General features: G+C 59.7%; 18 protein-coding genes. 9 read left to right on the top strand and 9 right to left on the bottom strand.

Annotated features, from left to right (window positions below; genetic code table 11):
- Positions 1 to 46: 46 nt before the first annotated feature.
- Both DVJ77_RS19945 and uvrA read right to left on the bottom strand, forming a co-directional pair.
- A complete protein-coding gene (locus DVJ77_RS19945) occupies positions 47 to 511 on the bottom strand; it encodes an acyl-CoA thioesterase (RefSeq protein WP_114847289.1) in 465 nt (154 codons plus the stop codon).
- Entirely contained in the window at positions 508 to 3,432 is a 2,925-nt protein-coding gene (gene uvrA, locus DVJ77_RS19950) for an excinuclease ABC subunit UvrA (RefSeq protein ID WP_114847290.1), read from the bottom strand. Before uvrA ends, DVJ77_RS19945 begins: the two co-directional genes overlap by 4 nt.
- Positions 3,433 to 3,571: 139 nt before the next feature.
- On the opposite strand from uvrA, the gene DVJ77_RS19955 reads away from it, so the two are divergent.
- From DVJ77_RS19955 to cgtA, 4 genes are all read left to right on the top strand, one after another.
- Positions 3,572 to 4,102, top strand: coding sequence for a DUF2059 domain-containing protein (locus tag DVJ77_RS19955; protein ID WP_114847291.1), 531 nt, complete (start codon positions 3,572 to 3,574; stop codon positions 4,100 to 4,102).
- A 166-nt stretch (positions 4,103 to 4,268) separates the two neighbouring features.
- Entirely contained in the window at positions 4,269 to 4,583 is a 315-nt protein-coding gene (gene rplU / locus DVJ77_RS19960; RefSeq protein ID WP_114847292.1) for a 50S ribosomal protein L21, read from the top strand.
- A 19-nt stretch (positions 4,584 to 4,602) separates the two neighbouring features.
- Positions 4,603 to 4,860, top strand: a complete 258-nt coding sequence (gene rpmA, locus DVJ77_RS19965) for a 50S ribosomal protein L27 (protein ID WP_114847293.1) — start codon at positions 4,603 to 4,605, stop codon at positions 4,858 to 4,860.
- A 177-nt stretch (positions 4,861 to 5,037) separates the two neighbouring features.
- Positions 5,038 to 6,117, top strand: coding sequence for an Obg family GTPase CgtA (cgtA, locus tag DVJ77_RS19970; protein ID WP_114847294.1), 1,080 nt, complete (start codon positions 5,038 to 5,040; stop codon positions 6,115 to 6,117).
- A gap of 69 nt (positions 6,118 to 6,186) precedes the next feature.
- Here cgtA and DVJ77_RS19975 read toward each other — a convergent pair whose 3' ends face one another.
- From DVJ77_RS19975 to rpsT, 3 genes are all read right to left on the bottom strand, one after another.
- Entirely contained in the window at positions 6,187 to 9,171 is a 2,985-nt protein-coding gene (locus DVJ77_RS19975) for a TonB-dependent receptor (protein WP_162791604.1), read from the bottom strand.
- A 251-nt stretch (positions 9,172 to 9,422) separates the two neighbouring features.
- Positions 9,423 to 11,660, bottom strand: a complete 2,238-nt coding sequence (locus DVJ77_RS19980) for a glycoside hydrolase family 20 protein (RefSeq protein WP_162791605.1) — start codon at positions 11,658 to 11,660, stop codon at positions 9,423 to 9,425.
- A gap of 251 nt (positions 11,661 to 11,911) precedes the next feature.
- Positions 11,912 to 12,175 carry a 30S ribosomal protein S20 gene (gene rpsT, locus DVJ77_RS19985; RefSeq protein ID WP_114847297.1) on the bottom strand — a complete coding sequence of 88 codons (264 nt, stop codon included), beginning with the start codon at positions 12,173 to 12,175 and terminating at the stop codon, positions 11,912 to 11,914.
- A gap of 546 nt (positions 12,176 to 12,721) precedes the next feature.
- Here rpsT and murJ point away from each other — a divergent pair.
- From murJ to ispH, 5 genes are all read left to right on the top strand, one after another.
- Positions 12,722 to 14,329 carry a murein biosynthesis integral membrane protein MurJ gene (murJ, locus tag DVJ77_RS19990; protein WP_114847298.1) on the top strand — a complete coding sequence of 536 codons (1,608 nt, stop codon included), beginning with the start codon at positions 12,722 to 12,724 and terminating at the stop codon, positions 14,327 to 14,329.
- A 106-nt stretch (positions 14,330 to 14,435) separates the two neighbouring features.
- Positions 14,436 to 15,389 carry a bifunctional riboflavin kinase/FAD synthetase gene (locus DVJ77_RS19995; RefSeq protein WP_114847299.1) on the top strand — a complete coding sequence of 318 codons (954 nt, stop codon included), beginning with the start codon at positions 14,436 to 14,438 and terminating at the stop codon, positions 15,387 to 15,389.
- 86 nt (positions 15,390 to 15,475) lie between these two features.
- Positions 15,476 to 18,331, top strand: coding sequence for an isoleucine--tRNA ligase (gene ileS, locus DVJ77_RS20000; protein WP_114847300.1), 2,856 nt, complete (start codon positions 15,476 to 15,478; stop codon positions 18,329 to 18,331).
- Positions 18,332 to 18,466: 135 nt separating this feature from the next.
- Positions 18,467 to 18,967 (top strand): signal peptidase II, encoded by a 501-nt coding sequence (lspA, locus tag DVJ77_RS20005; RefSeq protein ID WP_114847301.1) that lies wholly within the window; start codon positions 18,467 to 18,469, stop codon positions 18,965 to 18,967.
- A gap of 123 nt (positions 18,968 to 19,090) precedes the next feature.
- Positions 19,091 to 20,050: a 4-hydroxy-3-methylbut-2-enyl diphosphate reductase gene (gene ispH / locus DVJ77_RS20010; RefSeq protein ID WP_114847302.1), complete on the top strand. Its 960-nt coding sequence runs from the start codon at positions 19,091 to 19,093 to the stop codon at positions 20,048 to 20,050.
- Between the two features lie 432 nt (positions 20,051 to 20,482).
- Here ispH and DVJ77_RS20015 read toward each other — a convergent pair whose 3' ends face one another.
- The 4 genes from DVJ77_RS20015 to DVJ77_RS20030 all read right to left on the bottom strand — a co-directional run bounded on the left by DVJ77_RS20015 (position 20,483) and on the right by DVJ77_RS20030 (position 25,724).
- Positions 20,483 to 20,752 (bottom strand): hypothetical protein, encoded by a 270-nt coding sequence (locus DVJ77_RS20015; protein WP_162791606.1) that lies wholly within the window; start codon positions 20,750 to 20,752, stop codon positions 20,483 to 20,485.
- A 487-nt stretch (positions 20,753 to 21,239) separates the two neighbouring features.
- Complete coding sequence (locus tag DVJ77_RS20020) at positions 21,240 to 22,715, bottom strand: proprotein convertase P-domain-containing protein (RefSeq protein WP_162791607.1); 1,476 nt, start codon at positions 22,713 to 22,715, stop codon at positions 21,240 to 21,242.
- A gap of 352 nt (positions 22,716 to 23,067) precedes the next feature.
- Positions 23,068 to 24,891, bottom strand: a complete 1,824-nt coding sequence (locus DVJ77_RS20025; protein WP_114847305.1) for a nickel-dependent hydrogenase large subunit — start codon at positions 24,889 to 24,891, stop codon at positions 23,068 to 23,070.
- Complete coding sequence (locus DVJ77_RS20030) at positions 24,888 to 25,724, bottom strand: M15 family metallopeptidase (RefSeq protein ID WP_114847306.1); 837 nt, start codon at positions 25,722 to 25,724, stop codon at positions 24,888 to 24,890. The genes DVJ77_RS20025 and DVJ77_RS20030 overlap by 4 nt, the downstream gene beginning before the upstream one ends.
- Positions 25,725 to 25,730: the final 6 nt, after the last annotated feature.

Raw genomic sequence — 25,730 nt, forward strand, 5'->3', positions numbered from 1 at the left:
CGCACCCTCCCCTGCTTGCGGGGGAGGGTTGGGGAGGGGTGAGCCTTTAGGCGACTAAGGTCACAGCCTCGCGGATCGCCTGCGGCAACGGCACGGGAGTGCCCGTAGTGGGATTCATCCACACCATCACCACCTTACCGTCACTGTAGAGGCGATCGGCCTGCTCGGCGTCGATGATGCGGTGAGCGATCGTCATGGAGCTGTTGCCCAGCCGCTCGCACGACAGTTCGATATGCAACTGTGCCGGCCATGCGATGGGCTGGCGATAATTGACTTCGCTGGCGGCCAGTACCGGCATCGCATGCTCGTTGAACCAAGGGCCAGGCACATGCCTTAGCCACTGCAATCGAGCTTCTTCGAGATAGGTGAGGAAGTTGGAATTGTTGACGTGGTTGAACGCATCCAGGTCGCGCCAACGCACGCCGATCGAGGCGACAAACAAGGGCTCGTCGCCGGTTTGAGCCAAAGGCGAGTTATCGGCCTCGGGCGAGAGGGTGCTGCTTGAACTCATGCTTTCTTTTTCCGTGCCGCTGGGCTGGCTTTGCTGTCGTTCTTGGCCTTGGCGTTTTTTGCCGTGGCTTTGTTAAGGGCTTTGGCCGGCCTGGTCATGTTGAGGTGAGGTGCGAGGAAGTGGCCGGTGTATGAGCTGGGCGTGGTGGCCACGGTTTCCGGCGTGCCGGCAACCAGGACACGGCCGCCACCGGCGCCGCCCTCGGGGCCAAGGTCGACGATCCAGTCGGCGGTCTTGATGACATCCAGATTGTGTTCGATGACCACGACCGTGTTGCCTTGCTCGACCAGTTGATGCAGTACGTCGAGCAACTGTTCGATGTCGTGGAAGTGCAGGCCGGTGGTCGGTTCGTCGAGGATGTAGATCGTGCGGCCGGTATCGCGCTTGGACAATTCCTTGGACAGTTTGACGCGCTGCGCCTCGCCGCCGGACAGGGTGGTCGCGCTCTGGCCGAGCTTGATGTAATCCAGGCCAACCGAGCGCAAGGTATCGAGTTTGCGCGCGATGGTCGGCACGTTCTCGAACAGCTTCAGTGCATCCTCTACTGTCATGCCGAGCACGTCGGCGATGGTGAAGCCCTTGTAGTGGATCTCCAGCGTTTCGCGGTTATAGCGCTTGCCGTGACAGGCATCGCAAGGCACGTAGACATCCGGCAGAAAGTGCATTTCCACCTTAATCATGCCGTCGCCTTCGCAAGCCTCGCAGCGGCCACCGCGCACGTTGAAGCTGAAACGGCCCGGTGTATAGCCGCGTGCGCGCGACTCGGGTACTTGCGCGTACAACTCGCGCAGCGGAGTGAACAAGCCGGTGTAAGTGGCTGGGTTGGAGCGAGGCGTGCGGCCGATCGGAGACTGATCGATGTCGACCACTTTATCGAACAGCTCCATGCCTTCGATCGACTTGTACGGTGCCGGCTGTGCACTGGCGCCGTTGAGCTCGGCCGCGGCGAGGCGGAACAAAGTGTCATTGACCAGGGTGGATTTGCCCGAGCCGGACACGCCGGTGATGCAGGTAAACAAGCCTGCTGGAATGGCTAGATCGACGTTCTTCAGGTTATTGCCGCTGGCGCCTTTGAGGTGCAGCCACGAATCCTGGTCGAGCTGTTGCCGGCGCTCTTGCGGCACCTCGATCGACCGACGGCCTGACAGGTATTGACCAGTAACCGAGCGGGGCGACGCAAGAATGTCTTTCACCGTGCCTTGAGCGACGATTTCGCCGCCATGCACGCCGGCACCAGGGCCGATGTCCAGCACATGGTCCGCTGCGCGTATCGCGTCTTCGTCGTGCTCGACGACAATCACCGTGTTACCAAGATCGCGCAGGCGGGTAAGCGTGCCGAGCAAGCGTTCGTTGTCGCGCTGATGCAGGCCGATCGATGGCTCGTCGAGCACATACATCACGCCGACCAGGCCGGCGCCGATCTGCGAAGCGAGGCGGATGCGTTGAGCCTCGCCACCCGAAAGGGTGTCGGCCTGACGATCCAGCGTGAGGTAATTCAGGCCCACATCATTGAGAAAGATCAGCCGCTCGCGAATCTCTTTGACGATCTTCACCGCGATCTCGCCGCGCCAGCCGGCCAGCTTCAATTGATCGAAGAAAGCCAGGGCATCGTCGATCGAGCGATGGGTGAGCGAGGGCAGGGCATGGTCGGCGACAAACACATTGCGTGCGGAGCGATTCAGGCGCTGGCCGGCGCAATCGGGGCAAGGCTGATCGCTGATGTATTTGCTCAGCTCTTCGCGCACCGCCGACGATTCGGTTTCTTTGTAGCGTCGTTCCAGGTTCGGCAAGATGCCTTCAAAGGCATGCTCGCGGGTAACCTTGCCGCCACGTTCGGTGAGATAACGGAACTGGATTTTGTCCTTGCCGCTGCCATACAGCACCGCCTGTTGCACCGGGGCGGATAACTGTTGCCATGGCGTATCCACTTCGAAACCGTAATGGTTGGCCAGCGACAGGATCAGTTGAAAATAATGCGCGTTACGGCGATCCCAGCCACGCACCGCGCCGCCCGACAATGGCAGTTCGGGGTGGCCGACCACGCGGGCCGGGTCGAATACCTGGGTTACGCCCAGGCCATCGCAAGTGGGGCAGGCGCCGACCGGCGAATTGAACGAGAACAGCCGCGGTTCCAATTCAGGCAGCGAGTAATCGCAGACCGAGCAGGAGTAGCGCGAGGAAAGCAGTTGTTCGGGAGCCTTCGGGTCGTCCATATTGACCACGATCACCAGGCCGTCACCCAGCCGCAGCCCGGTCTCAAACGATTCGGCCAGGCGTTGCTTGATGTCGTCGCGCGGACGGAAGCGGTCGATCACCACTTCGATGGTGTGCTTCTGACGCAACGTCAGCGGCGGCACCGCATCCAGGTCATAGACCGCGCCATCGACTCGGGCACGCACGAAACCTTGCGCGCGCAGTTGTTCAAACACCTGCACATGCTCGCCCTTGCGCCCACGGATCACCGGCGCCAGCAGCATAAAGCGCTTTTCCGCATCCAGCCCAAGCGTGGCGTCGACCATCTGGCTGACTGTTTGGGCTTCCAGTGGAATGCCGTGGTCCGGGCAGCGTGGCGTGCCGACGCGGGCGTAGAGCAGGCGCAGATAGTCATACACCTCGGTAATCGTGCCCACGGTGGAGCGCGGATTGTGCGAGGTGGATTTCTGCTCGATCGAAATCGCCGGCGACAGGCCTTCGATATGGTCGACGTCCGGTTTCTCCATCATCGACAGAAACTGTCGGGCATAAGCCGATAGCGACTCGACGTAGCGCCGCTGTCCTTCGGCATAGATGGTGTCGAAAGCCAGCGACGACTTGCCTGAGCCCGACAGGCCGGTGATGACGATCAGCCGGTCGCGGGGTAGGTCCAGATCGATGTTTTTAAGGTTATGCGTGCGTGCGCCGCGGATGCGGATGGTGTCCATAACGCCTGGGGACGGGGGAAAAGTGAACTATACCAAACTAGACAGGTTACTTATTGCCCGGTGTCAGGAAAGTTTGTCTATCGCGGGTATGGCTTAATAAGCCCGCAGCCACCTGGGCTGCGATAACTAAAGGATAGTTATGACCATCCACCCATGGACCAAATACGGTGCCGGCTTGATGCTGGCGGTGTGTGCCGGGCAGGCGATAGCGGCACAGCCTAGCGAAGATCAGGTGCGTCAGCTCATGGATGCGGTTGGCGTGGGCAAGATGCTCAGTCAGATGAATGGCCGCATGGCCACCATCATGCAGCAGTCCTTGCCCTGCGTGCCGGGCAGCTACTGGCAAGGCTTTGTCGACGCCAATGGCACCCAGCAATTGATCGGCCGCATGATTCCCATTTATCAGCGTAACTTTACCGCCGAGGATGTCGACGGCTTGCTGAAGTTCTATCGCTCGCCGCTGGGTCAAAAGGTCATCGCCAAAATGCCCGAGACCATGGCCGAGGGCATGCAGGTGGGTAACCAATGGGGCCAGGAGCGCGGCAAGGAGATGATTCTGCAGTTGCAGCAAAAGGGTACACTCGGCGCTGATGGCCGTTGCCCGGCAACGGCTGCGCCAGCCAATACCCAGCCGCAAAAGCCAGCCGCACCAGCCAAAGGTAAGCGTTAAGATATTGTTCTAAGGCAGGTTTTTCGGGCGGTCGAGGCCAGATGGCCTGTACTGGCATTGGTCAGGATTTGACCAGCTTGGCTGTGGGTCGTTATACTCCCGCGTTCGTTTTGGCCTGATTGGCTGAGCGAACCCCAAGAGAATAACGACAGAAGGGATATTCCCAATGAGCTATGCAGTCATTAAAACCGGCGGCAAGCAGTACCGCGTTCAGCAGGGCGATGTCCTGCGCGTGGAGCTGCTCGAAGCCGAAGAAGGCGCCAACGTGAGTTTTGACCAGGTGCTGCTGGTCGGTTCCGGTGAGTCGATCACCGTGGGCGCGCCGGTTGTGGCCGGTGCCACCGTCAGCGCCACTGTGCGTAAGCACGGCCGTGCCGATAAAATCCGCATCATCAAGTTCCGTCGCCGCAAGCACCACAAAAAGCAGCAGGGACATCGTCAGCACTTCACCGAAATCGAGATCACAGGCATCAACGCCTGAGTAACTGGAGCAAACAGTCATGGCACATAAAAAAGGCGTAGGTTCCAGCCGCAACGGTCGCGATTCCAACCCGAAATACCTGGGCGTGAAGATCTACGGCGGCCAGGCTATCGAAGCCGGCAACATCATCGTGCGTCAGCGCGGCACCCAGTTCCATCCGGGTACGGGCGTTGGCCTGGGTCGCGATCACACGTTGTTCGCCTTGGTCGACGGTACCGTCGAATTCAAGCGTCGCGGTGAGAAGAACCGTAGGTTCGTCAGCGTCGTCAAGGCCTAAGCCTGGTCGATGTTGTATCGAAGGCCCCGCTTCGGCGGGGCTTTTCGTTTGTTCGGGGCGGCGATGGAGCCGCGGGAATCGGCCATGGGTAAACCCCCGGCCTGTACTCCCGTACCATGTCCAAGCTTGCAATTCCCCGATGTGCTATTCCCGATTCACTATGCACTGGCCTAAACCATGAAATTTGTCGATGAAGCCATCATCAAGGTACTTGCCGGCGACGGCGGTAACGGTTGCATCAGCTTCCGGCGCGAAAAATTTATCCCGTTCGGCGGTCCCGACGGCGGCGACGGCGGCGGTGGCGGCTCGGTCTGGCTGATTGCCGACGAAGGGCTCAATACCTTGATCGACTTCCGTCACCAGCGCAGCTTCAAAGCGCAGCGCGGCCAGAACGGCATGGGCAGCCAGATGTACGGCAAGGGCGGCGATGACACCGTCGTCCGTGTGCCCGTCGGCACGGTGATTACTAATGTCGATACTGACGAGACCATTGGCGACCTCACCGTGCACGGTCAGCGCCTGCTGGTGGCGCTGGGCGGTAAGGGCGGCCTGGGCAATATCCACTTCAAGAGTTCGGTCAATCGCGCGCCGCGCAAGTCCACGCCAGGCACGCCGGGCGAAGTGCGCGAACTGAAGCTGGAGCTGAAGCTGCTGGCCGACGTCGGTCTGCTGGGCTTCCCCAATGCCGGCAAATCCACCTTTATTCGTGCGGTTTCCGCCGCGACGCCGCGCGTTGCCGACTATCCGTTTACGACGCTGCACCCGAATCTTGGTGTGGTCAGCCTTGGTACCGACCAGAGCTTTGTGATTGCCGATATTCCCGGCTTGATCGAAGGCGCTGCCGATGGTGCGGGGCTGGGCATTCAGTTTCTACGCCACCTGGCGCGCACGAGCTTGTTGCTGCATTTGGTCGATGTCGCGCCGCTGGACGGTGCCGACGTGGCTGAGCAGGTGCGGGCGATCGAGCATGAGCTTTCCAAGTTCGACGCCGAGCTGCTGGATCGTCCACGCTGGCTGGTCTTGAACAAGGCCGATGTGCTGCCCGAGGAAGAGCGCCAAGCCGTGGCCGAAGACATCGTCAAGCGCTTGGGCTGGACCCAGCCATGGTTCCTGGTCTCGGCGATCGCGCGCGAGAACACCATGGAGGTGTGCCAGAAAGTACAGCGCTTCTTCGTATCGCAGCGCGCCGAGCATGCCGGACGTACCGAGATGCATCCGGGCGATGTGCGGATGCGTGGCGACGGCGAGTCGATCTAAGCCGCAGGTAAGACAAGTATTTAGCCGTCCCAAAAACCTCCCCTGGAAACAGGGGAGGTTTTTTTTGGATCAGTTGTACTGCCAGCGGAACACCAGCATGGTCGAACGCGGCGCCTGGAACAGGTTGGGCGTCATATAGGTCGGCGACGGCGTCGGGTCGTTGACGTTGGCGTTGTAGACCTGGTTTTTCTGCAGCACGGCGTTGCGGTTGAAGACATTGGTCATCTTCAAATCCAGGCTGAGGCTATTGCTTGCGAGCTTCCAGTCGTAGCCGATATCCATGTCCAACTGATCCCAGAACCCGGTTTTGCCGGCGTGACCGCGCGAGATCAGGCGGTTGCCGCAGTAGTAGCTGTCCTGCGAATTGCCGTTGGCCGAAAGACGACCGTCGTCAGGATAGGGATAGTTGCTGTAGCAGCTAAGCGGGACGCCGGACGACGCAGTAAACATGCCGCCCAGGCGCAGGCCGTACGAGAACCGGTAATAGCCATTGATCTTGAGCGTGTTCTTCGCATCCGACTGCAAATTGCCGCCAGCGCCGTCGAGGAAGGCGGGCGCCTGCCAACTCTGGTCATAGCCGTTGCTCCAGACGTTGCTGTTGGCCGAACCGGTGGCGTTGACGGCGCCGGTGGTGTTGCCGAACAGATGCCGCCAGGTATAGGAGACATCCAGGAACCATGGCTCTTCGGCGGTGGCTGCGTGATCGAGGGTAAAGGTCAGTTGATAGGTTTTGCGCTCTGGCTTGGGCATGCCCAGGTAACTATTGGGGATGACCACCCGCTGCAGCGCGCCGCCGGGACCCGACGGCAAGGTGAGGTCGAGCGACTTGCCTGGATTGTAGAGATAGCCCAATCCATTAGCCGGGAGCTGATAGTTATAGCCATTGGCGCTCAGGTAGTTATTGACCAGCGTGGCGCCGTTCCAATATTCCATCAGATTACGCAGCTTGCTCACGTAGAACGTGGCACCGGCGGTCCAACTGTTATGGAACTGCTGCAGGGCGTAGATCGACGCACTGTCCTGATAGCTGGGCCTGATGTTGTGCGAAACCTGGCCATCCACCGTGGCCGGCAGATTGCCGACGACACCGGTAGGTGCGCCGGCCTGCTGCAGGTTCTGTGGGAGATAGCCATGGTCGGCGCAATTGGCGCTGGCACAGTTGTAGGTGTAGTAGTACATCTGCGAGATATAAGCCGCACCCGCCAGATCGTTGTAGTTGACGCCGAGTCCTTCTGCGTAACGCCCCAGGGTTGCGCCGATCTTCAGGCTGCTGTCGCCATGCACGTCCCAGGACACGCCAAAGCGCGGCGAATTGTAGGGCATGCGCAAATAGGTCTGTCCGGTGTCGAGCTTGGACACATAGGTGTCGTGGCGTAGTCCGGCATAGAGCAGCACGTTATTGCTGACCTGCCAGGTATCGTCGAGATAGATGCTTTTGTTGATATTGCGATTGACGTCGTTTTGATAGGAGATCGCCGAAGACACGTACGGTGTGCCGTTGGCCAGCAAGGCGCCATTAGGCAGCGCGCAACTGCCTTGGCCAGGAGGGCAGTTGTTGATGTTGTATGCCCAGGCACCCAGAGGATTGGTGTTGGTGACGATAGTGGCGACGTAGTTGTAGTGGTCTAGGCCGAAGCTCAAATGATGCTGTTCGACCGGGTACCAGTCGAAATCCAGCCGATAGCCCTTTTTGTCGTAGACGAAAGGCGAGTTCACGGTGGCCGGCCCGGTACCTCCCGGCGGGACCACTATTTTCTGAGTAGCTGGGTCAAAGTACGACACGGAGGGCAGGCTGCCACCTTGATCGTCGCTCAATGTATGGGTGTAGTAACGCGTACGCAGATAGCCGTACATCGCCGACATGCTGAGCGTATCGGTAATCTTGCCGGTGTAATTGAGCACGCTCAGCCATTCGTTATTGATGCCATGGCTGTAGTTGTATGGCGTAGCGCTGGCGCTGCCGGGGTTATACGGATCGCTGAGTGCGTACTGGGTGTGGCGACTATTGTCGTTCTCCCGGTATAGCAGCCAGTCCAGCGTGTGATCCTTGTTGATATTCCAGGTCAGGTTAATCAGGCCGCCATGCGAGGGGTTCTGATTGAACACATCCTTGGTGGTGCCGCTGTTCTGGTCATAGGTGGTTTGCGGAGAGCCGCCCTTGTTGGTGAACAAGGCGTAATAAAACAGTTGATCCTTCAGGATCGGGCCGGAAGACCATAGGTTATTGGTGATCTGACTCTGCGTATGAGTCGCCGAGCTGAAGATGTTGTACTTCGACGTGTCTTCTTTATTGCGCGCATTGGGCGCATTCGGGTTTAACCAAGACGAGGTCGGTGGGGTGAAATAAATGCTGCCGCCCACTTTGAAGATGTTGCTGCCTTGCTTGATCGTGCCGGAGGTAACGCCGCCGGTGGTGCTGCCGTATTGCACGCCATAGCCCGTGCTCTTGATTTGGATGGTGCTAATGGCTTCGTCCGGCACGCCGGTAGGTTGCAGCATGTTCGAGCCGTTGGTGGTGTCGAACTGGTTGATGTAATAGCGGTTCTCGTCGGGTGCGGCACCGTTGAACTGCACAAAACCACCTGAGTAGCCTTGCGCGCTGCCGAGTTTGCCGGCGGCGCTTACGTTGGATTGCAGGGTGGCAATGCCTTCAAGATTGCGCGCCGAAACGGGCAGGTTGTTGACGTCGCTGAGATTCCAGATCTGGGTGTTTTCCACCGTGCTTACGTCGATCGTATTCACCGACGTGGTGGTGCTGCTGACCGAGATGACATCCAGATTCTTGGCGTTGACCTCTGCTGCGGAAGGGGTATTGGTCGCTGCCGCAAAAACCGCGGGCGAGGCGGCGCCTGCGCGCACACTGAGCGCCTGCTCGGCGGTAGCGCTGCCATTTCTAATTAGCTGCACGGTATAGGTGCCCGGCGCCAGATTACTGACGTTGTAGTAACCGGTCTTATCGGGCGTCAGCGTGTTTTCATAGCCGGTAGCGGGGTTCTTTACCACCACGGTGACACCTTGCGCATCTTTCAATTTGCCGTAGATGCCGCCGGTCATCGATTGCGCCCATAGCGGGGACGTGCAAAGCAGTGAAAGCAATACCAGGCTGATTCGTGTGTGGCGAAACCCGTTTCGGCCTGATCGGCTCTCGTTACATGGATTCGACTTCGTGGTGTGTGTACGCATGGACCCCTCCGGCGTTGAAAAGAGAAAACATCTGAATGTTTTGTTGTTGGGATGCTTGATGCTGGCTCGATGTATTCGAGCTCGAATGATTCTTATGAGATGACTGCGGGCTTGATGTGACGTCAGTGCACGAGAATTTCGTCGGCGAACGTCCAGCTCTCGTTGTTATTGAATTTTCCGTAGCGGTCGGCGATGACACGGATAAATCGTGCAGTCAGCGGATGCTCGGCTGTGTATTCCACCCCGCGAATGGGCGAAGTGCTATCGGACGGAATCAGCGCCACATCGCTGGTGTATTGGCGCTGCCAGTGCCGGCCGTCGTCCGAGGTTTCAAACGTCACCCGTTTCGGCGGCCGTATCCATGAACTTTCTTGCTGCAAAAAGCCGATGCTGATCGAGTGGATGATGTGTGCCTGTTGCAGGTCGATCGTGGCGTCGAGATTCGCCCCTTGCCAGCCGAGCCATGTGCCGTCTTTGAAGTCATCGCTGCCGAGTACGCCATCGACCAGGGCGGTCGCGCTGTTCTTGCTATAGCGAGGGTGCGGCGGCGTAGCGAAGCGGATCGGCTTGCCCAGCGCGAGGTTCTGCACCAGGGTGAAGCTGTGCGCATGCTCGTAAGGGCGATCATGGCGAAAAGGCGCGATTTTCAGGACTCCGGGTGTGCGGATGTTGAGCTCATCGGTGAATGCCAGCGAGGTCTGATCTGGTGTATCGCCGTTGATTGTGTAGTGGTTCTGCAGATCGTCGAAGCCGCGCCGTGCATGCAGGCGCCAGCCATCGCGCTGTGGGTTCAGGCTGGCCTCGTACTCGACCAGATTCCTGTCTTCAGGGCCGTAGGCAATCTGCCAGGCATCAAGCTGGTGGTAATGCGCCTGTAGGCGGCGCCTGAAGTCGGCATAGGCTGCGTCGTCGCGCTTGCCGGCACTCCATAGCATCTCTGCAAATGCCTGCAGGCGCGGATACAGCTTGGCTTCGGCATTGAGCGGGTCGGCGCGCTCGCTCCACAGCGGGGCTTCGGCGCCCCATACCAGTTCGCGATGTGCGGCATAGGCAGGGTCGGCGAGGGGATCGGTGCGATAGACGTCTTCAAGCTTCAACTGCAGCAGCGGTGAGTCGAGATAGAACGGCCCCGCATTGATGATGCGATTGCCGTTGGCGAGCGCTTTGCGCCCTTCGGCTTCGCCGCGCCAGACTTCGATGACAGCGGACTGGTCCGCGCCGCCTTCGAGAATTTCGTCCCAGCCGATCATGGTCTTGCCCTTGCTGGCGAGATAACGCTGGATCCGCTTAACGAAATAGCTTTGCAGTCCTTCCTCGTCGCGCAAGCCTTCGCGACGCATCAGTTGCTGGCAGGGCGGGCAGTCTTTCCAGCGATCCTTGGGCGCTTCGTCACCGCCGATGTGTACATAAGGGGCAGGGAATAGCGCGGTTACTTCGTCCAGCACGTTTTGCAAGAAGGTGAAGGTGTACTCATTACCTACGCAGAGCACGTCTTTGAAAACGCCGCCTTCACTGGGGATCTTGATCGGCTGTTTGGTGCAGGACAGTTCGGGATACGCGGCCAGTGCCGCTGAGGCGTGCCCTGGCATCTCTATTTCCGGTATCACCATCACGCCACGCAAACGGGCGTATTCGACCACGTCGCGGATTTGCTCCTGGGTGTAGAAACCGCCGTAACGGCTGCTATCGGCTTCTGTGCGCCAGGCGCCGACGTCGGTGAGTTTGGGGTATTGCTTGATCTCGATTCGCCAGCCCTGGTCTTCGGTGAGATGCCAGCGAAAGGTATTGAGCTTGTAATACGACAGCAGGTCGATTTGCTGCTTGATGAAGGGGACGGGGTAGAAATGGCGGCCCACATCGAGCATATGGCCGCGATAAGCGAAGGCGGGCGCATCTACGATGCGTACCGCTGGAATATTTACGTGCGCGTCGTCGGCTTTATCCGCGGTGGTCTTGTCCGGCGCGGGTGGCAGCAACTGACGTAAGGTCTGTACGCCCCAGAACAGGCCCTTGTCGCTGGAGGCTGCAAGCTTGACGTACGCCGGCGTTACCGTGAGCCGATACGCCTCATCGCCCTGTATGCCTGGATCGAGCTCCAGTTCGATCGAGGTGCTCGTGGGTGGTTGCTTATCCGATAGGGTGATGCCGCTTTGCTCGGCAATCGACGCGCGTAAGAAAGCGGCAATTTCTTGTGAGCGCGTATCTTTTGGCGCATGGATCCGCGTATGCCGGTCCAGTACGAAATGCCCTTGTTGGGATTCAAGCTGCTGCGGCCTCGGAATGATCGAGACCTGGGCATGGGCGAACGTGACCGCCAACAGCGCAAAGCTGCCGAGCAGTGATCGAAGATTTTTCGACAATGTCACATTCATTTAACGGGTAGCTGTTATTGGAACGATCTAATTAGATCGTTCCATATGCAACAACGCATCTTGCTAAGCAGCACGAAAAATCTTGCGATGCCGGTACTGACGGTCAATACGCCGGTTTGTCCGGGGTGAGTGCCGGGCATAAGAAAGGCCGGCTTTGCCGGCCGGCCTTTTCTGTTGGGCAACAAAAAAAGCCGGCAATAGCCGGCCTTTCTGTCAACCCGAATCGCGTACTAGCTGGCTTACGCCAGTTCGCGGATCTTCGCGTTGAGGCGGCTCTTATGGCGAGCAGCCTTGTTCTTGTGGATCAGGCCGCGGGCGGCGTAGCGATCCATGATCGGCTGAGCGACGGCAAAGGCTTCAACGGCAGCGGCCTTGTCCTTGACCTCAATGGCTTTGACGACCTTCTTGAGGGCGGTGCGCACCATGGAACGGGCGCTGACGTTGCGCAGGCGGCGCTGCTCAGACTGGCGCGCACGCTTCTTCGCGGACTTGATGTTGGCCAAGGTAGAACTCCGAAATCGCTAGGGTTGGAAAAAGGCGGTAATTATGCGGCTAATGCGCCGTCACGTCAACAGCTTAGCCGCGAATCGCAGGATTCTAAGCCGAATGTCACGCCAGTATACGCTGCATGGGCGAATGCCGCTCTATTGCCATATCAGAGCTGTCATATAGGCCTAAGAGCCTGTTCAAAGCCTCCCCGTAGCCCGCGTTGAGTTGCTGTGGCCGCCACGTGGTAGCGCGTGGCGCAGCGCCTGACTGGCCGTCAGGTCAAGCCGCGTGCTGGCGCGTGGCGGCCACAGCAGCTCAACCCTTCGGGCCGGGTCTGTTTGCGCGCAGGACCGCGTTATCACTCAGTCGTGTACTGACGTACACTCCATCGTTCTTCCTTGTCCTGCGTGCAAACAGCTCCCGGCGCGGGCCACGGGGAGGCTTTGAACAGGCTCTTACGGCTGTCAAACTACGCCGCTCGCGAGAGCCGGCTTCGCCTGCGCTGCTTTTTGCGATGCTTGATTTTTAACCCCCTATCACCGGCAAAAGCGGCATAAAGCATGAAGTCCCCCAGCATGTTCCGAGGGCTGCTTTCGTTTAGCAGCATGACCATGATTTCGCGTGTACTCGGTCTGGTCCGGGATATGTCGATCAATGCGGCTTTCGGCGCCAATGCGGCCACCGATGCGTTTTGGGTGGCGTTTCGTATTCCCAACTTCATGCGCAGGTTATTTGCCGAGGGCTCGTTTTCCACCGCCTTCGTGCCAGTGTTCACCGAGGTCAAGGAAAAACGCAGCCACGCCGAGCTGAAGAATCTGATGTCCCGTGTGTCCGGCACCCTGGGCGGTGTGCTGCTGCTGGTTACTGCGCTCGGGCTGATCTTTGCACCGCAGGTCACCACGCTGTTTTCGCCGGGCGCAATCGATGAGCCGGAGAAGTTCGATCTCACGGTGAATCTATTGCGGCTTACGTTTCCGTTTTTGCTGTTCGTTTCGTTGACGGCGCTCTCGGGTGGCGCGCTCAACAGCTTTCATCGTTTCGGCTTGCCGGCACTGACCCCGGTCATCCTCAACCTATGCATGATCGCGGCTGCCTTGTGGCTGGCGCCGCGACTGCATACGCCGATCATGGCGATGGGTTGGGCGATTCTGATTGCCGGCGTGTTGCAGTTGCTGTTTCAGTTGCCTGCGCTGCGCCAGCTCGATCTGTTGACCTTGCCGCGCTGGGGCTGGAGCCAGCCCGAAGTGCGCCGGATCATGAAGCTGATGGTGCCGACCTTGTTCGGCTCATCCGTGGCGCAGATCAATCTGCTATTGGATACAGTCATCGCCTCGCTGCTGATCGCTGGCTCGCAAAGCTGGCTGTCCCAGGCGGATCGCTTTTTGGAACTGCCGCTTGGCGTGTTCGGCGTCGCCTTGGGTACGGTGATTCTGCCGTCGCTGTCGCGTCATCATGTCGCTACCGATCGTGCCGGTTTTTCGATGGCGCTCGATTGGGGCTTGCGCACCACTTTGTTGATTGCGGTGCCGGCGATGTTCGGCTTGATGCTATTGGCGGGGCCGTTAGTGGCGACGTTGTTTCAGCATGGCCAGTTCACGCCATTCGATACGCATATGGCGACGCTGTCGATCTCGGCATTGAGTTTCGGCTTGCCGGCGTTCGCACTGGTCAAGGTAGTGTTGCCGGCGTTCTATGCACGGCAAGACACCCGCACGCCAGTGCGTGCCGGCGTGGCCTCGCTGATTGCGAACATGGTGTTGAACGTAATTTTTCTTGCCTTGCTGTTTTGGCTCTGGGCACCGGCGAACTTGAAGCAAGGCCCGTGGTTGCATGGCCTGTCGCAAGTGCCGGGCCTGCATATGGCGCTGGGCATGGCCAGCGCCTTGGCCAGCTACATCAATCTTGGCTTGCTTTGGCGCTGGCTGAAGCGGGCTGGCGTGTATCAGCGCCAGCCGGGCTGGGCGCGGCACATGCTGCGCCTGGCCTTGGCTTGCGCGGCGATGATCGTGGTCTTGCTGCTGGGCCTATGGTGTTGGCCAGATTGGACCGAGGTGCCCAAGTGGACTCGGGTCTGGCGGTTGGGGGTACTGGTTGCCGCTGGCGGCGGTGCTTATTTGGCAACCTTGTTCGCGACAGGTTTTCGTCTGCGCGAATTACGTGGCGTGTGATGGCCGTACTCGCCGACGCCATGCCGGGTAAGGCTAAGCCAGATAAGGCCAGGCTAGATAACTTCTGGCCGGATAAGATCGGCGATCCAACCGTTATACTCGCGCGATGATGAGACTTTCCAGGGATGTCGCGGGCCCCTGTCTGGCCCCCGGCGGTAGCGTAGTGGCCATTGGTGCCTTCGATGGCCTGCATCGCGGGCACCAGGCGCTGTTGGCGCAGGTGCGCGAGCGGGCGCAGGCCATCGGCTGTACGCCGGTGGTGGTGAGCTTCGAGCCGTTGCCGCGCGCTTATTTTTCCAGCGAGCCGGTGCCGCGGTTGTCCAGTGTGCGCGATAAGCTTTTGGGTTTTGCCGCCGCCGGTATGGAGCATACGTTGCTGCTTCGCTTCAATGCCGGGTTGACCGCGATGCCGGCGGAAGCCTTCGTGCAAAAGGTACTGTGTGAGCGATTGGCTGCTCGCGAAGTATGGGTTGGCGGTGATTTCCGTTTTGGCCATAAGCGCGGCGGCGATGTCGCCTTGCTTGAACAGATGGGACAAACGCTGGGTTTCACCGCCCGAACGATGCCGCCGGTATCACTGGATGGCGCCCGCGTTTCGGCGACCCGTGTGCGCATGTTGCTCGCTGCCGGCGAATTCACCGGTGCTGCGCCGCTGCTTGGTAGGCCTTTTGTGATGGAGGGGAAGGTGGAGTACGGCAACCAGCTCGGTCGTACGCTGGGCTACCCCACCGCGAATATTCATCTGCGTGAGCGCGTCAGTCCGGTCCATGGCATTTTTGCGGTGCGTGTGGGGCTGGGCGAGTGCGAATGTAGCTGGCCGGGTGTAGCGAGCCTGGGCGTGCGGCCGACCGTGAATGAGGTCAGCGAGCCTTTGCTGGAAGTACACCTGTTCGACTTCGATGGCGATCTTTACGGTCAGCGCATGGCGGTGGAGTTTGTCGCCAAGCTGCGCGACGAACAGAAGTTTGATGGATTGGACGCGCTTACCGCGCAAATGCATCGCGACGACCGCATGGCGCGCGAGCTGCTCGGTATGAATCCGCGTCTGCTCGATGCGTAAGCCGGTGATATCCCGGCGCGCAATACCTAATCAAGGCAGACAGTCCTGCACTGTCCGCTGCTGAATAACCCGATGGCACCTAAGCAATGACCCAGGATTACAAAAGCACCATCAATCTGCCGCAGACGGAATTCCCGATGCGCGGCGACCTACCCAAGCGCGAGCCCGATTGGCTGGCCGAGTGGGAGCGCGTGGGGCGCTATGCGCAGATTCAGGCCAAGACCGCGGGTCGGCCGATGTTCGTGCTGCATGACGGCCCGCCGTATGCCAACGGCGTGATTCACCTGGGTCATGCGATCAACAAGATTCTCAAAGACGTCGTGGTCAAGTCCAAGTTACTGGCCGGCTTTCATGCGCCGTATGTGCCGGGCTGGGATTGCCACGGCATGCCGATCGAGATCCAGATCGAAAAACAATTCGGCAAAGGCTTGTCAGCCAGCGAAGTGCAGAGCAAGGCACGCGCCTACGCCAGCGCGCAGATCGATAAGCAGCGGGAAGACTTCAAGCGTCTCGGCGTGCTCGGTGAATGGGATCGCCCCTACCTCACCATGAATTACGCGAACGAGGCCGGCGAGATTCGCGCGCTCGCCGAGATCTTGCGCAAGGGCTACATCTATCGCGGCCTCAAGCCGGTCAACTGGTGCTTCGACTGTGGCTCGGCCTTGGCCGAAGCCGAAGTGGAGTACGAGGACAAGACCGATATCACCATCGACGTCGGCTTTGCCTTCGACGACCCGGCGGCCGTAGCCAAGGCTTTCGGCCTCGCCACGCTGCCCAAGCCGACAGGCCAGATCGTGATCTGGACCACCACGCCCTGGACCATCCCCGCCAACCAGGCACTGAATCTGCACCCCGAATTCAGCTACAGCCTGGTCGATACCACGCGCGGCCTGTTGATCCTGGCTACCGAGCGGGTCGAGGAATGCTTGAAAACCTATAGCGCCGAGGGCCACATCGTGGCATCGGTGCCCGGCGAAGCCTTGGGCGAGCTGCGCTTCCGCCATCCGCTCTACGCGGTGGATCCGGGCTACGCGCGCACCGCACCCGTGTATTTCGGCGACTACGTGACGTTGGATACCGGCACCGGCGTGGTGCACTCCTCGCCGGCCTATGGCGTGGAGGATTTCGTCTCTTGCAAAGCGCACGGCATGCCCGATGCCGACATCATCAATCCGGTGATGGGCAATGGTGTCTATGCAACGTCGCTGCCGTTGTTCGGTGGCCAGTTCATTTGGAAGGCCAATCCCAAGATCGTCGAGGCGCTGGAGCAGGCAGGCTCGCTGCTGCATCACAACAAGTACACCCACAGCTATATGCATTGCTGGCGGCACAAGACGCCGATCATCTATCGCGCGACCTCGCAATGGTTCGCCGGTATGGACATCGTGCCTCATGGCGGCGGCAAGACCCTGCGTGAAACAGCACTCGAAGGTATCGAGGCAACCCAGTTCTTCCCGGCCTGGGGCAAGCAGCGCCTGCACAGCATGATTGCCGAGCGTCCCGACTGGACGTTGTCGCGCCAGCGGCAATGGGGTGTGCCCATGGCCTTCTTCGTGCATCGGGAAACCGGTGCACTGCATCCGCGTGCAGCCGAGTTGCTCGATCAAGTGGCCGAGCGCGTGGAGCAGGGCGGTATCGAGGCCTGGCAGAGCCTGGACCCGCGCGAGCTGCTGGGCGATGAGGCCGATCAGTACGAGAAAAATCGCGACACGCTCGACGTGTGGTTCGATTCCGGTACCACCCACTGGCATGTGTTGCGCGGTTCGCACGCCGATGTGCTGCGCTTCCCGGCCGATCTTTATCTGGAAGGCTCGGACCAGCATCGCGGCTGGTTTCATTCCTCGTTGCTGACCGCGTGCATGCTCGACGGCCAGCCGCCGTACAAGCAGCTACTCACCCACGGCTTCACCGTGGATGCGCAGGGCCGCAAGATGTCCAAGTCGCTCGGCAATGGCATCGAGCCGCAAGACATCATGAATCGCATGGGCGCCGACATCCTGCGTCTATGGGTGGCGTCCACCGACTACCGCAACGAGATGTCGTTGTCGGAAGAAATCCTCAAGCGCGTGGCCGATACTTATCGGCGTATCCGCAATACCGCGCGTTTCTTGCTCGGTAATCTCGACGGATTCGATCCGGCAAAGCATCTGCTCAAGGTAGAAGACAGCCTGCCGCTCGATCAGTGGGCCATACAGCAAGCCTACGATGTGCAGACGACGGTGAAGGCGGCCTATGACCGTTACGACTTCCCCGAGATCGTGCAGCGCGTGCAGAACTTCTGCACCAACGAGCTGGGTGCCCTGTATCTCGACATCACCAAAGACCGCCTCTACACCATGCCGACCGACAGCATCGGTCGGCGCAGTGCGCAGAGCGCGATGTACCGCATCCTCGAAGCGCTGGTGCGCTGGCTGGCGCCGGTGTTGAGTTTTACCGCTGAAGAAATCTGGCGCCATATGCCGGGCCAGCGTGAGGACAGCGTGCTGTTCGAGACCTGGTACGACGGTTTGGCCGCGACCCAGGGTTCGCCGGAACAGCGGCGCTACTGGTCCGATTTGCTCGCCATTCGCGACGCCGCTTCGCGCGTACTCGAAGGTATGCGCAAGGCCGATCAGATCGGTGCGGCACTTGAGGCGGATGTGACGATTCATGCCGATCCGGCCATCGCCGCGCGTTATGCACCGGCGGCGGATGAGCTGCGCTTCTTCTTTATTACCTCTGAATTGCGCCTGCAGGCCGCCGGCGGGCAACCCGGCGATGCAGCACTCGCCGAGCTGGACGACGCCAAGGTCTGGGTCACGGCCACCGTCAGCAATGCCACTAAATGTGTGCGCTGCTGGCACCGTCGCGATGATGTGGGCAGCCATGCCGAGCATCCCGAGCTGTGCGGCCGTTGCGTGAGCAACGTCGAAGGCCCAGGCGAATCACGCCACTGGTTCTAGCCATAAAACCCCTCCCCCTGTGAGCAGGGGGAGGTTGGGAGGGGTGACGCCCTTGCCGTAGCGCCAGGCAAGAACCTCACCCCAACCCTCCCCTGGCAGGGGAGGGAGCAAACGTATTCAACATAGAGTTCCGCCATGACCATCAAACCCAACGCACTGCCCTGGCTATGGCTATCGGCCGTAGTCATAGCACTCGACCAGCTCAGCAAAATCTGGGCACTGGATGCGCTGCAGCCCACTGGTCTGCCGCATGCGGTGATTCCCGGCTGGTTGAACTGGACGTTGGCCTTCAATACCGGCGCAGCTTTCAGCTTTCTCGCCGATAGTGCCGGCTGGCAGCGTTGGTTCTTCGTGCTGTTGGCGCTGGTGATCTGTGCTGTGCTGGTGGTATGGCTGGCTCGCACTTCGCGTCACGATTGGCGTACCGCCTTGCCGCTAGCCATGGTGGTGGGGGGCGCGGCAGGCAACGTGATCGATCGCCTGCATGCAGGCAGGGTCACCGACTTCATCCACGTGCATTACTACGACGCATGGAGCTACCCGATCTTCAACGTGGCCGATTGCGCCATCAGCGTGGGCGCCGTGATGTTGATCCTATTTGGACTATTCGCCGGCAAATCCACCCCAAAGCCCTAGCTTCTGCTCCTCCCCCTGCCAGCAGGGGGAGGCTGGGAGAGGGCAGCTCTTGCCGCATAACCTTCATTTAAACGCCCGCATGCGATAATTCGCGCGTTTAGAGCTTTTCAGCCTGGAGCCTTAGTGGACATCCTGCTCGCCAATCCCCGTGGATTCTGCGCCGGCGTAGACCGCGCCATCGCTATCGTCGAGCGCGCGCTCGAATCCTACGGTGCGCCCATCTATGTGCGGCACGAAGTGGTGCACAACCGCTACGTGGTCGAAAAGCTGCGTGCCGACGGCGCCGTATTCGTGGAAGAGCTCGATGAAGTCCCCGATGGCGCCACCGTGATCTTTAGCGCCCATGGCGTTTCCAAGGCCGTACGCGAAGAAGCCGACAAACGCCGGCTCAATGTCTTCGACGCCACCTGTCCGCTAGTCACCAAGGTGCATATGGAAGTGGCGCGGCTTGGTCGTATCGGGCGCAGCGTGGTGTTGATCGGCCATGCCGGTCATCCCGAAGTGGAAGGCACCATGGGGCAGTGGAACGCGGCCAATGCGGGCGAGATCCTGTTGGTCGAGTCGATCGAATGCGTGACCGCGCTTACGCCCAAGTTCCCGCATCAGCTCTCCTACGTCACCCAGACCACACTTTCAGTCGATGACACCAAAGCCATCATCGCCGCCTTGCGCGAGAAGTTTCCCGACGTCGAAGGCCCGCGCAAAGACGACATCTGCTACGCCACCCAAAACCGTCAAGACGCCGTACGTCGCCTCGCCGATGCGGTAGACCTGATGCTGGTGGTCGGCTCGGTCAACAGCTCCAATTCCAATCGTCTGCGCGAACTGGGCGAGAAACAGGGCGTACGCGCCTATCTGATCGATGGCGCCGAACATATCGAACGCAGTTGGCTGGACGGCGTAACCCGTATCGGCCTGACCGCCGGCGCGTCCGCTCCCGAAAAACTCGTGCGCGACGTGATCGCCCGCCTGCAATCGTGGGGTGCGGGTGAAGTGCGGGAGCTGGACGGTGAAGCGGAGAACATCACCTTTGCATTGCCGAAAGAGCTGCGCATGATTGGGGGTTCGACCGCTACGTTGTGAGTTGCCTTGTAAGTGCTATGCCAGAAAAGCTAAAGGGCTCGCAGCTATGCGGGCTCTTTGCATATGGGCACTGATTTAGGGGGCGGCACGCAACCTCCCTGGCGCCACCATCATGAAACTGCTGTTATGCAGCATCCGAGCCCTAGGAATTCTACGTATTGCACCGGGCTGTGATAGACCGCACTATCGGCGGACAAGAAATCACGTCGGGGGGCGTATGGAACCGTGGGAAGCAATGTTCATCATTGGGGTGGTGATTGTTGGATGGGCCGTAACTTTTGGGCCCGTTATCCACGATAGGTTTATCAGACGAAGGTAAAGTCATACTCGGCTACGCCATGGTCCATTCCCTGAACTCGACAGGGTGGCCGCGCATGGGTTCTCAAACATCTATGGTGATCGGCCGTTCCAAGGAATAGGCGGAATAGCAGTCTATTGCTTGGTTTGCTTGGCTTGTCTGGCTTCGAAGATCTTCTGCTCCTCGATGGCCTTCGCGAATGTCGTGCCTTCTGGAATCGGGTCGCCAAATGCGCCGCCTAAATGGCGGGTCGTATAGCGCTCCACCATGGTCCGCTCATCTGACGTGAGCTTCTGCAACTGGTCTTTGGTGTTCTGGTCGAACTCAGTGACGTCAGTGGGCAGCACCGCGTTATGTGGGTTTTGGCAGGCAGTCAGTAAGAGCGCTGTTAATAGCGCACCCATGTGTTTACTCGACATAGACTTTCCCCGATTGAATGGAAATGATCTTGCGGCCTGCGATTGGGTTCGCGTGGTGAGTCAAGGTATCCACGAGGTTTCATAAAAAAGGCCCTGGATCTCTCCAGGGCCAGCAATGAATCGGTGCACGACTCACTGCTTGGGGGCCGCCCAGATCATCGGTCTTGGCATCCACGGCCGGTCTGACTCACTGGGCGCAAGTACTTTGAGGCACTTATCGCGGGTGCACTATCAGCCAACGCCTCGTAATGATGTAGGCCGATGCCTACGGTGGCCGTCCGAATGCGAAATTTCAGTCGCGAGTTCAAGCTTGCGGTCAACGAAAGGGCGCGCTGATATCTTGGACGGCCGAAGGTTGGTTATATGTAGCCGTTGGGTTGGACCGGCATTCTCGCTGCGTCGTCGACGGGTCATGCAGCCGCAGATGACGATATCGCTGGTCGGCGCGCGTCCTTGCGCACCGCGCTTGCTATCAGAAAGTCAGGCTCCACGAATTCAATGTGCCGCTATCGCCGGTATAGCCGGAGTCGTTATCCACAACCTGTAGCTGCCATGCGCCATTGGCTACGGAGGATGAGGCATCCACCGTATAGGTCTGATCGATATTGCCGTCGTCATTGTAATCGGGGCTTTGCAACACGGTGGTGGTTCCATCCGGTGCGATCAGCGTAATGCCCAAGTCACCCGACCAGTTGTGGGTGATGCTTACGTGTACCTTGAGCGTTGAAGAAGCATTGCCGCTCTTGCCGGTGACAGCGATCGAGCTATTCACCGTGACATTGTCGTCAATCTGCTGTGATGAGTTATTGCTGAAAGTGGCATTGCCGCCGCCGCCGCCATTGACGATCGGGTGGACGAATTCGCATTGGGCGGTGTCGTTGGACCAGGTGCCCTGGACGGCGAAATTGCCTTGGTCATCTGCCATATTCTTCACGGCGCCGCCCGAACCCAGGCCGCAAAGATCGCCGTTTTCGGTTGAACTATTGCCGCCCACAGTCCAGCCCAGCCCGCCACCGCTGAAGTACTGGTCGGTAATGGTTTCAGCGTATTCGTGACCTGCGGTAATCGAGAACCCGTCGAGCGTGCCTGCTTTGGCATTGACTGACGATTCGCCGCACGTGTACTGCCCACCAGCGTCAATGTCGTTCACGTAAGGCATATTGGTGTAGGCGATGGCACCCAGCGTGGCGTCACTGGTTGCGCTGTGCCAGGCGCAAAAATTCGAGCTGGCCGTGTTGAAACCATCGGGATGGGTGCCCGTGGGCGACACGATGACGTATTGCACGTAGCGGTTGGATGCCGGGGTGTTGTTGCCAAAATGCTTGGCGGCGGCGATGGCCTCATTGGCAAGATCGTCACTTGTGGCATTGCTCGGTGCCGCGGCCGAGTTGTCGTACCAGATGCCGGCATAGGCACCATCGGTGGGATAGCCAACGAAGTTGGCATTGGACGGGCATGACGTAGCCCCTTGAGAAACATTCGGGCCATCGCAGTACTGGGTCATGGTGCCGGACCACAGCTCACCCCCGGTGCCCAGACCTTTGAAGAATTTCTGCAAGTAGGGCGCTACGCCATTCGTGTCTTTGCTCAGAGAAATCAGGCCGGTAGTGGCGTCGGTGGACAACGTGCCCCATTGGCTGCCGTAGACCACAAGGTATACGAGAGGCTTGCCGCTGGTGACGCCGTTACCGTTGGCATCGCCGCCGCCGTAACTCAGCGTAGTCGTGCTGGCACTTGCCGCCGCGGTCCTGGCAGCCGCAGTGATCGCGCTCAAGCCGCCATGACTCTGGCGATATTTGATGACGTCCACCTTCGCGGGAAGGGACACGCCGTGGCGATATGAGTAGTCCTTGGCGGACGAATCGGATGCTTGCGCGTATGCAGTTCCGATACCGGAAAGTGCAAGCAGGGCAAAAGTGATTTTCAATTTCACTACGGACAATTTCACTACGGATCTTTCTGAAATAATCATTTCATGGTCCCGTGGCTGATAGTGAGGACGGCATTGTGCTCACTTGAATAACAACGCCACGGAGGCGCGAAACCCTACCTATACATAGGCGCTGCGTAGTTTCAGCGCTGTGATTTCAATCATTCGCTGAACGCGATGGCGCCTCGCAAATTCTTTCGTCCGTATTTGGTGTGCCGGCATGAAAAAGCCGCTGTTATGTGATGCTCGGGTCTTGTATGAGTCTGGCTAGTACTTAGCGAAACTCTTTTAGTGGTGCGGAAAGAGACATGGAATAACCAGCCATCAGGCGGCTTGCGACAGGCATTGTTTAGAGATGCCGGTAAATTCATCAGCGCGCGCGCGTATCGACGGTTCGTTCCAGCACCGTCGCGCCATCACCGATCAGAATGTAAACCGTGCAATCCATGCATGGATCGAAGCTTTGAACGACACGCCGGATATCGATGCCGACGAAATCATTCGCATCGTTGTAGCGGCTTTCAATAATGCGTGTATTGCACAAGGCTTGCTCGAGCGGCCCTGGCGTGCGATCCGGCATGCGCGTTCCGACATTGATGCGTGAGGGGATGGCGATCTGGTAGTTGTCGATCACCTGCTCATCCAGCACGGCCCAATGCGCAAGGAAGCCGCGGCTGGCGCCCCACAAGCCGACGCCAAGGCGCTTTCCAGTCGGCACGTTGTCGAGCGATACACGCGTTTGGGTGGCGCCTGAGGCAATGGCCGCCTTGGCCAACGCGATATTCTCGCGCGTGACGCCGACATTGAACGCGAGGGAGTACGCACGGGCGCGGTTGCGCTCGAATGCGTTCCATAGAGCGGGGATGTTCCAGCGCAATCTGATTTCGTTCGCTTGTTCATCCGGCAAGCTGAAATCGAGTCCGGTGCCGTCGGCCGCCACGTACTTGCTGGGCGGCAAGGCCTGCGCCGCTGCGCTCAAGTAGAGCCGCGCGTAGGCGCCGACCTCGAAATTATGGCCGCGCCAGGCAAGGCTAGAGCCCCAGCTATAGGCGTGGGGATTGTGCGCCTTGGCCGGTTCGGTCCTTTTGTTCCATGGATGGAAGCGGGAGATGGGGTTGCCGTTGGGGTCGGTGCCGATCATGGCGCGCGATTGCGCAGCGCGTTGCTGATAGGAGTAGTCCAGATGCTCTTCCATGCCGGCATTGAGCAGGCTTAACGCGGTGCAGGCTAACTGACCGTCGATCAACGCACCGGGCGTGGACCAGCGCCGCGCGCCCCACATGTCGCAGCGTGCATAGCTGCCATCGTAGTAATCAGGATGATCCCATTGACCAAAGTCAAGCATCGAGGCGGGCGCCCGCCCGAGTTCGGCATAGCGTGGTTCGGCCTCCAGCAGGAAGTCGAACACGTCGTCCCAGACGGCTGCGGTCTTTTGGCTATAGGCGGCAAATGGCTGCAATACGGCGCTGAATTCGGCCAGCTTGGCCGCGTCGGCGGGGAGTGCCACGCCGCCGGGGACGATCGACTCCGAGTGCGGGTATTTGCCGCCCAGCAACGTGTAAGCCTGGCGTGCGCGTGCGGCCATTTGCAGCGCTTCCTTGTACAGCGCACCTTCGCCTTTATCGAGTGCAGCCATGAGATCGCCGACACGTGTGTAGCCGTGCTGCTGCGCGCGGCGGCACGGTGCCTTCACCGCACGGCTCCAGATTTCAGGATTGGTGCTCTCGAATGCCTGGCGCGAATAGTCCGGTCCGGCCAGCACGAACAGATGCAGGCAACTGTCGTTGAGGTATTGGCAGCTCAAAAGCAGATTGCGCAAGACGATGCCCAAGGGCGGCGGCGTCAGACCAAGCGCCATTTCCAGGCATAGCGCCGAGGCCGTGGCGTGCACTCCGCCGCAAATACCCGAGGCGGTCGCGCTAATCAGGCCGACCTTGCCCAAGTCGCGTCCTGGCAACAGCGCCTCGTATCCCTTGAACAAGTTGGCCATCGACGCACTTTCCAGCACCGTGCGGCTCGCAAGATCGACTCGGCAATGCACGGCCAAACCACCCTCGAGTCGTGCCAGCGGGTCGGTCTGTGCCGCCGCGGCAGCCAGGTTTGCGCGATTGCGCGCACGCATCTCACGCATCATCGCGGCACTCAATGCACCGGCCGTATCCAGGCTCTCTTCCCCAGGCGTCTTAAGATTCATACGGTGCTTGCTCCTTCAGTACGGGGTGTGGCCTGGGGCAGGGGGGGAGCGTCGACGTAGCCATACCATGCCGCCTCCAGTGCACCGCCGTAGACCGCTCGCTTGATTTTGATCCAGATCTGGTTACCCCAGTCGTGGTGCCAATACAGCAGCGGGTCGTTGGTGATGTCTTCGCTCGATAGTGCCCAATGCAACAGGCGCCGGTTCCACAGCCGGTGGTCGTCCTGGCTGATCGCACCCTGCAGCAGTTGGCGTTCGAAATAATCGGTGACGCTGACCTCGGTGTATTCGTCGAAGCGCGAGCCCATATCGAGCCAATGCCCTTTCGAGCGGCTGCGCAGCACGACGTCGATGGATGCACCGGTGCTGTGGATGGGGAAGGTGCGCGCGTCGTTGCGGTCAAAGGCGCGCGGGTCGCGCAGATAGCGCGACGCATATTGCCGCAGCTCTTCGTCGCTCGCTGCGGGGTTCGCCTGGCGTCCAAGCTCCCAAAAGTATTCCCACAGGCCATGCTGGCATTCGATCGAACGGTAGGCGTCGAGTATCAGCAATTGCGCATCGTAAGCGGCAAGCATTCGGTCGGCGCGCGCGAGCTTCTCGGCGAAAGTCCTGCGCAGCCAGCCGTCGATCCTGCTGCCCGCGATCGGCTTGCCATAAGGCGCATTACTGCCGTCGTCGATGGCATGCCAGGACAGGAAGCTGAGGCCGTAGTCGCGCACGTCGACGATTTCCTCGCTAAACAGCCGGGAATCGCGGTCAAGCGGAATCTGGTAGTGCGGCTTGCGGACCTCTGCCAGGTCGACCTGGGGGATACGATAATCGATGCCGTACATGATTGG

The sequence above is a fragment of the Dyella tabacisoli genome (assembly GCF_003350925.1).
In the GTDB taxonomy this organism is placed as follows: Bacteria; Pseudomonadota; Gammaproteobacteria; order Xanthomonadales; family Rhodanobacteraceae; genus Dyella_C; species Dyella_C tabacisoli.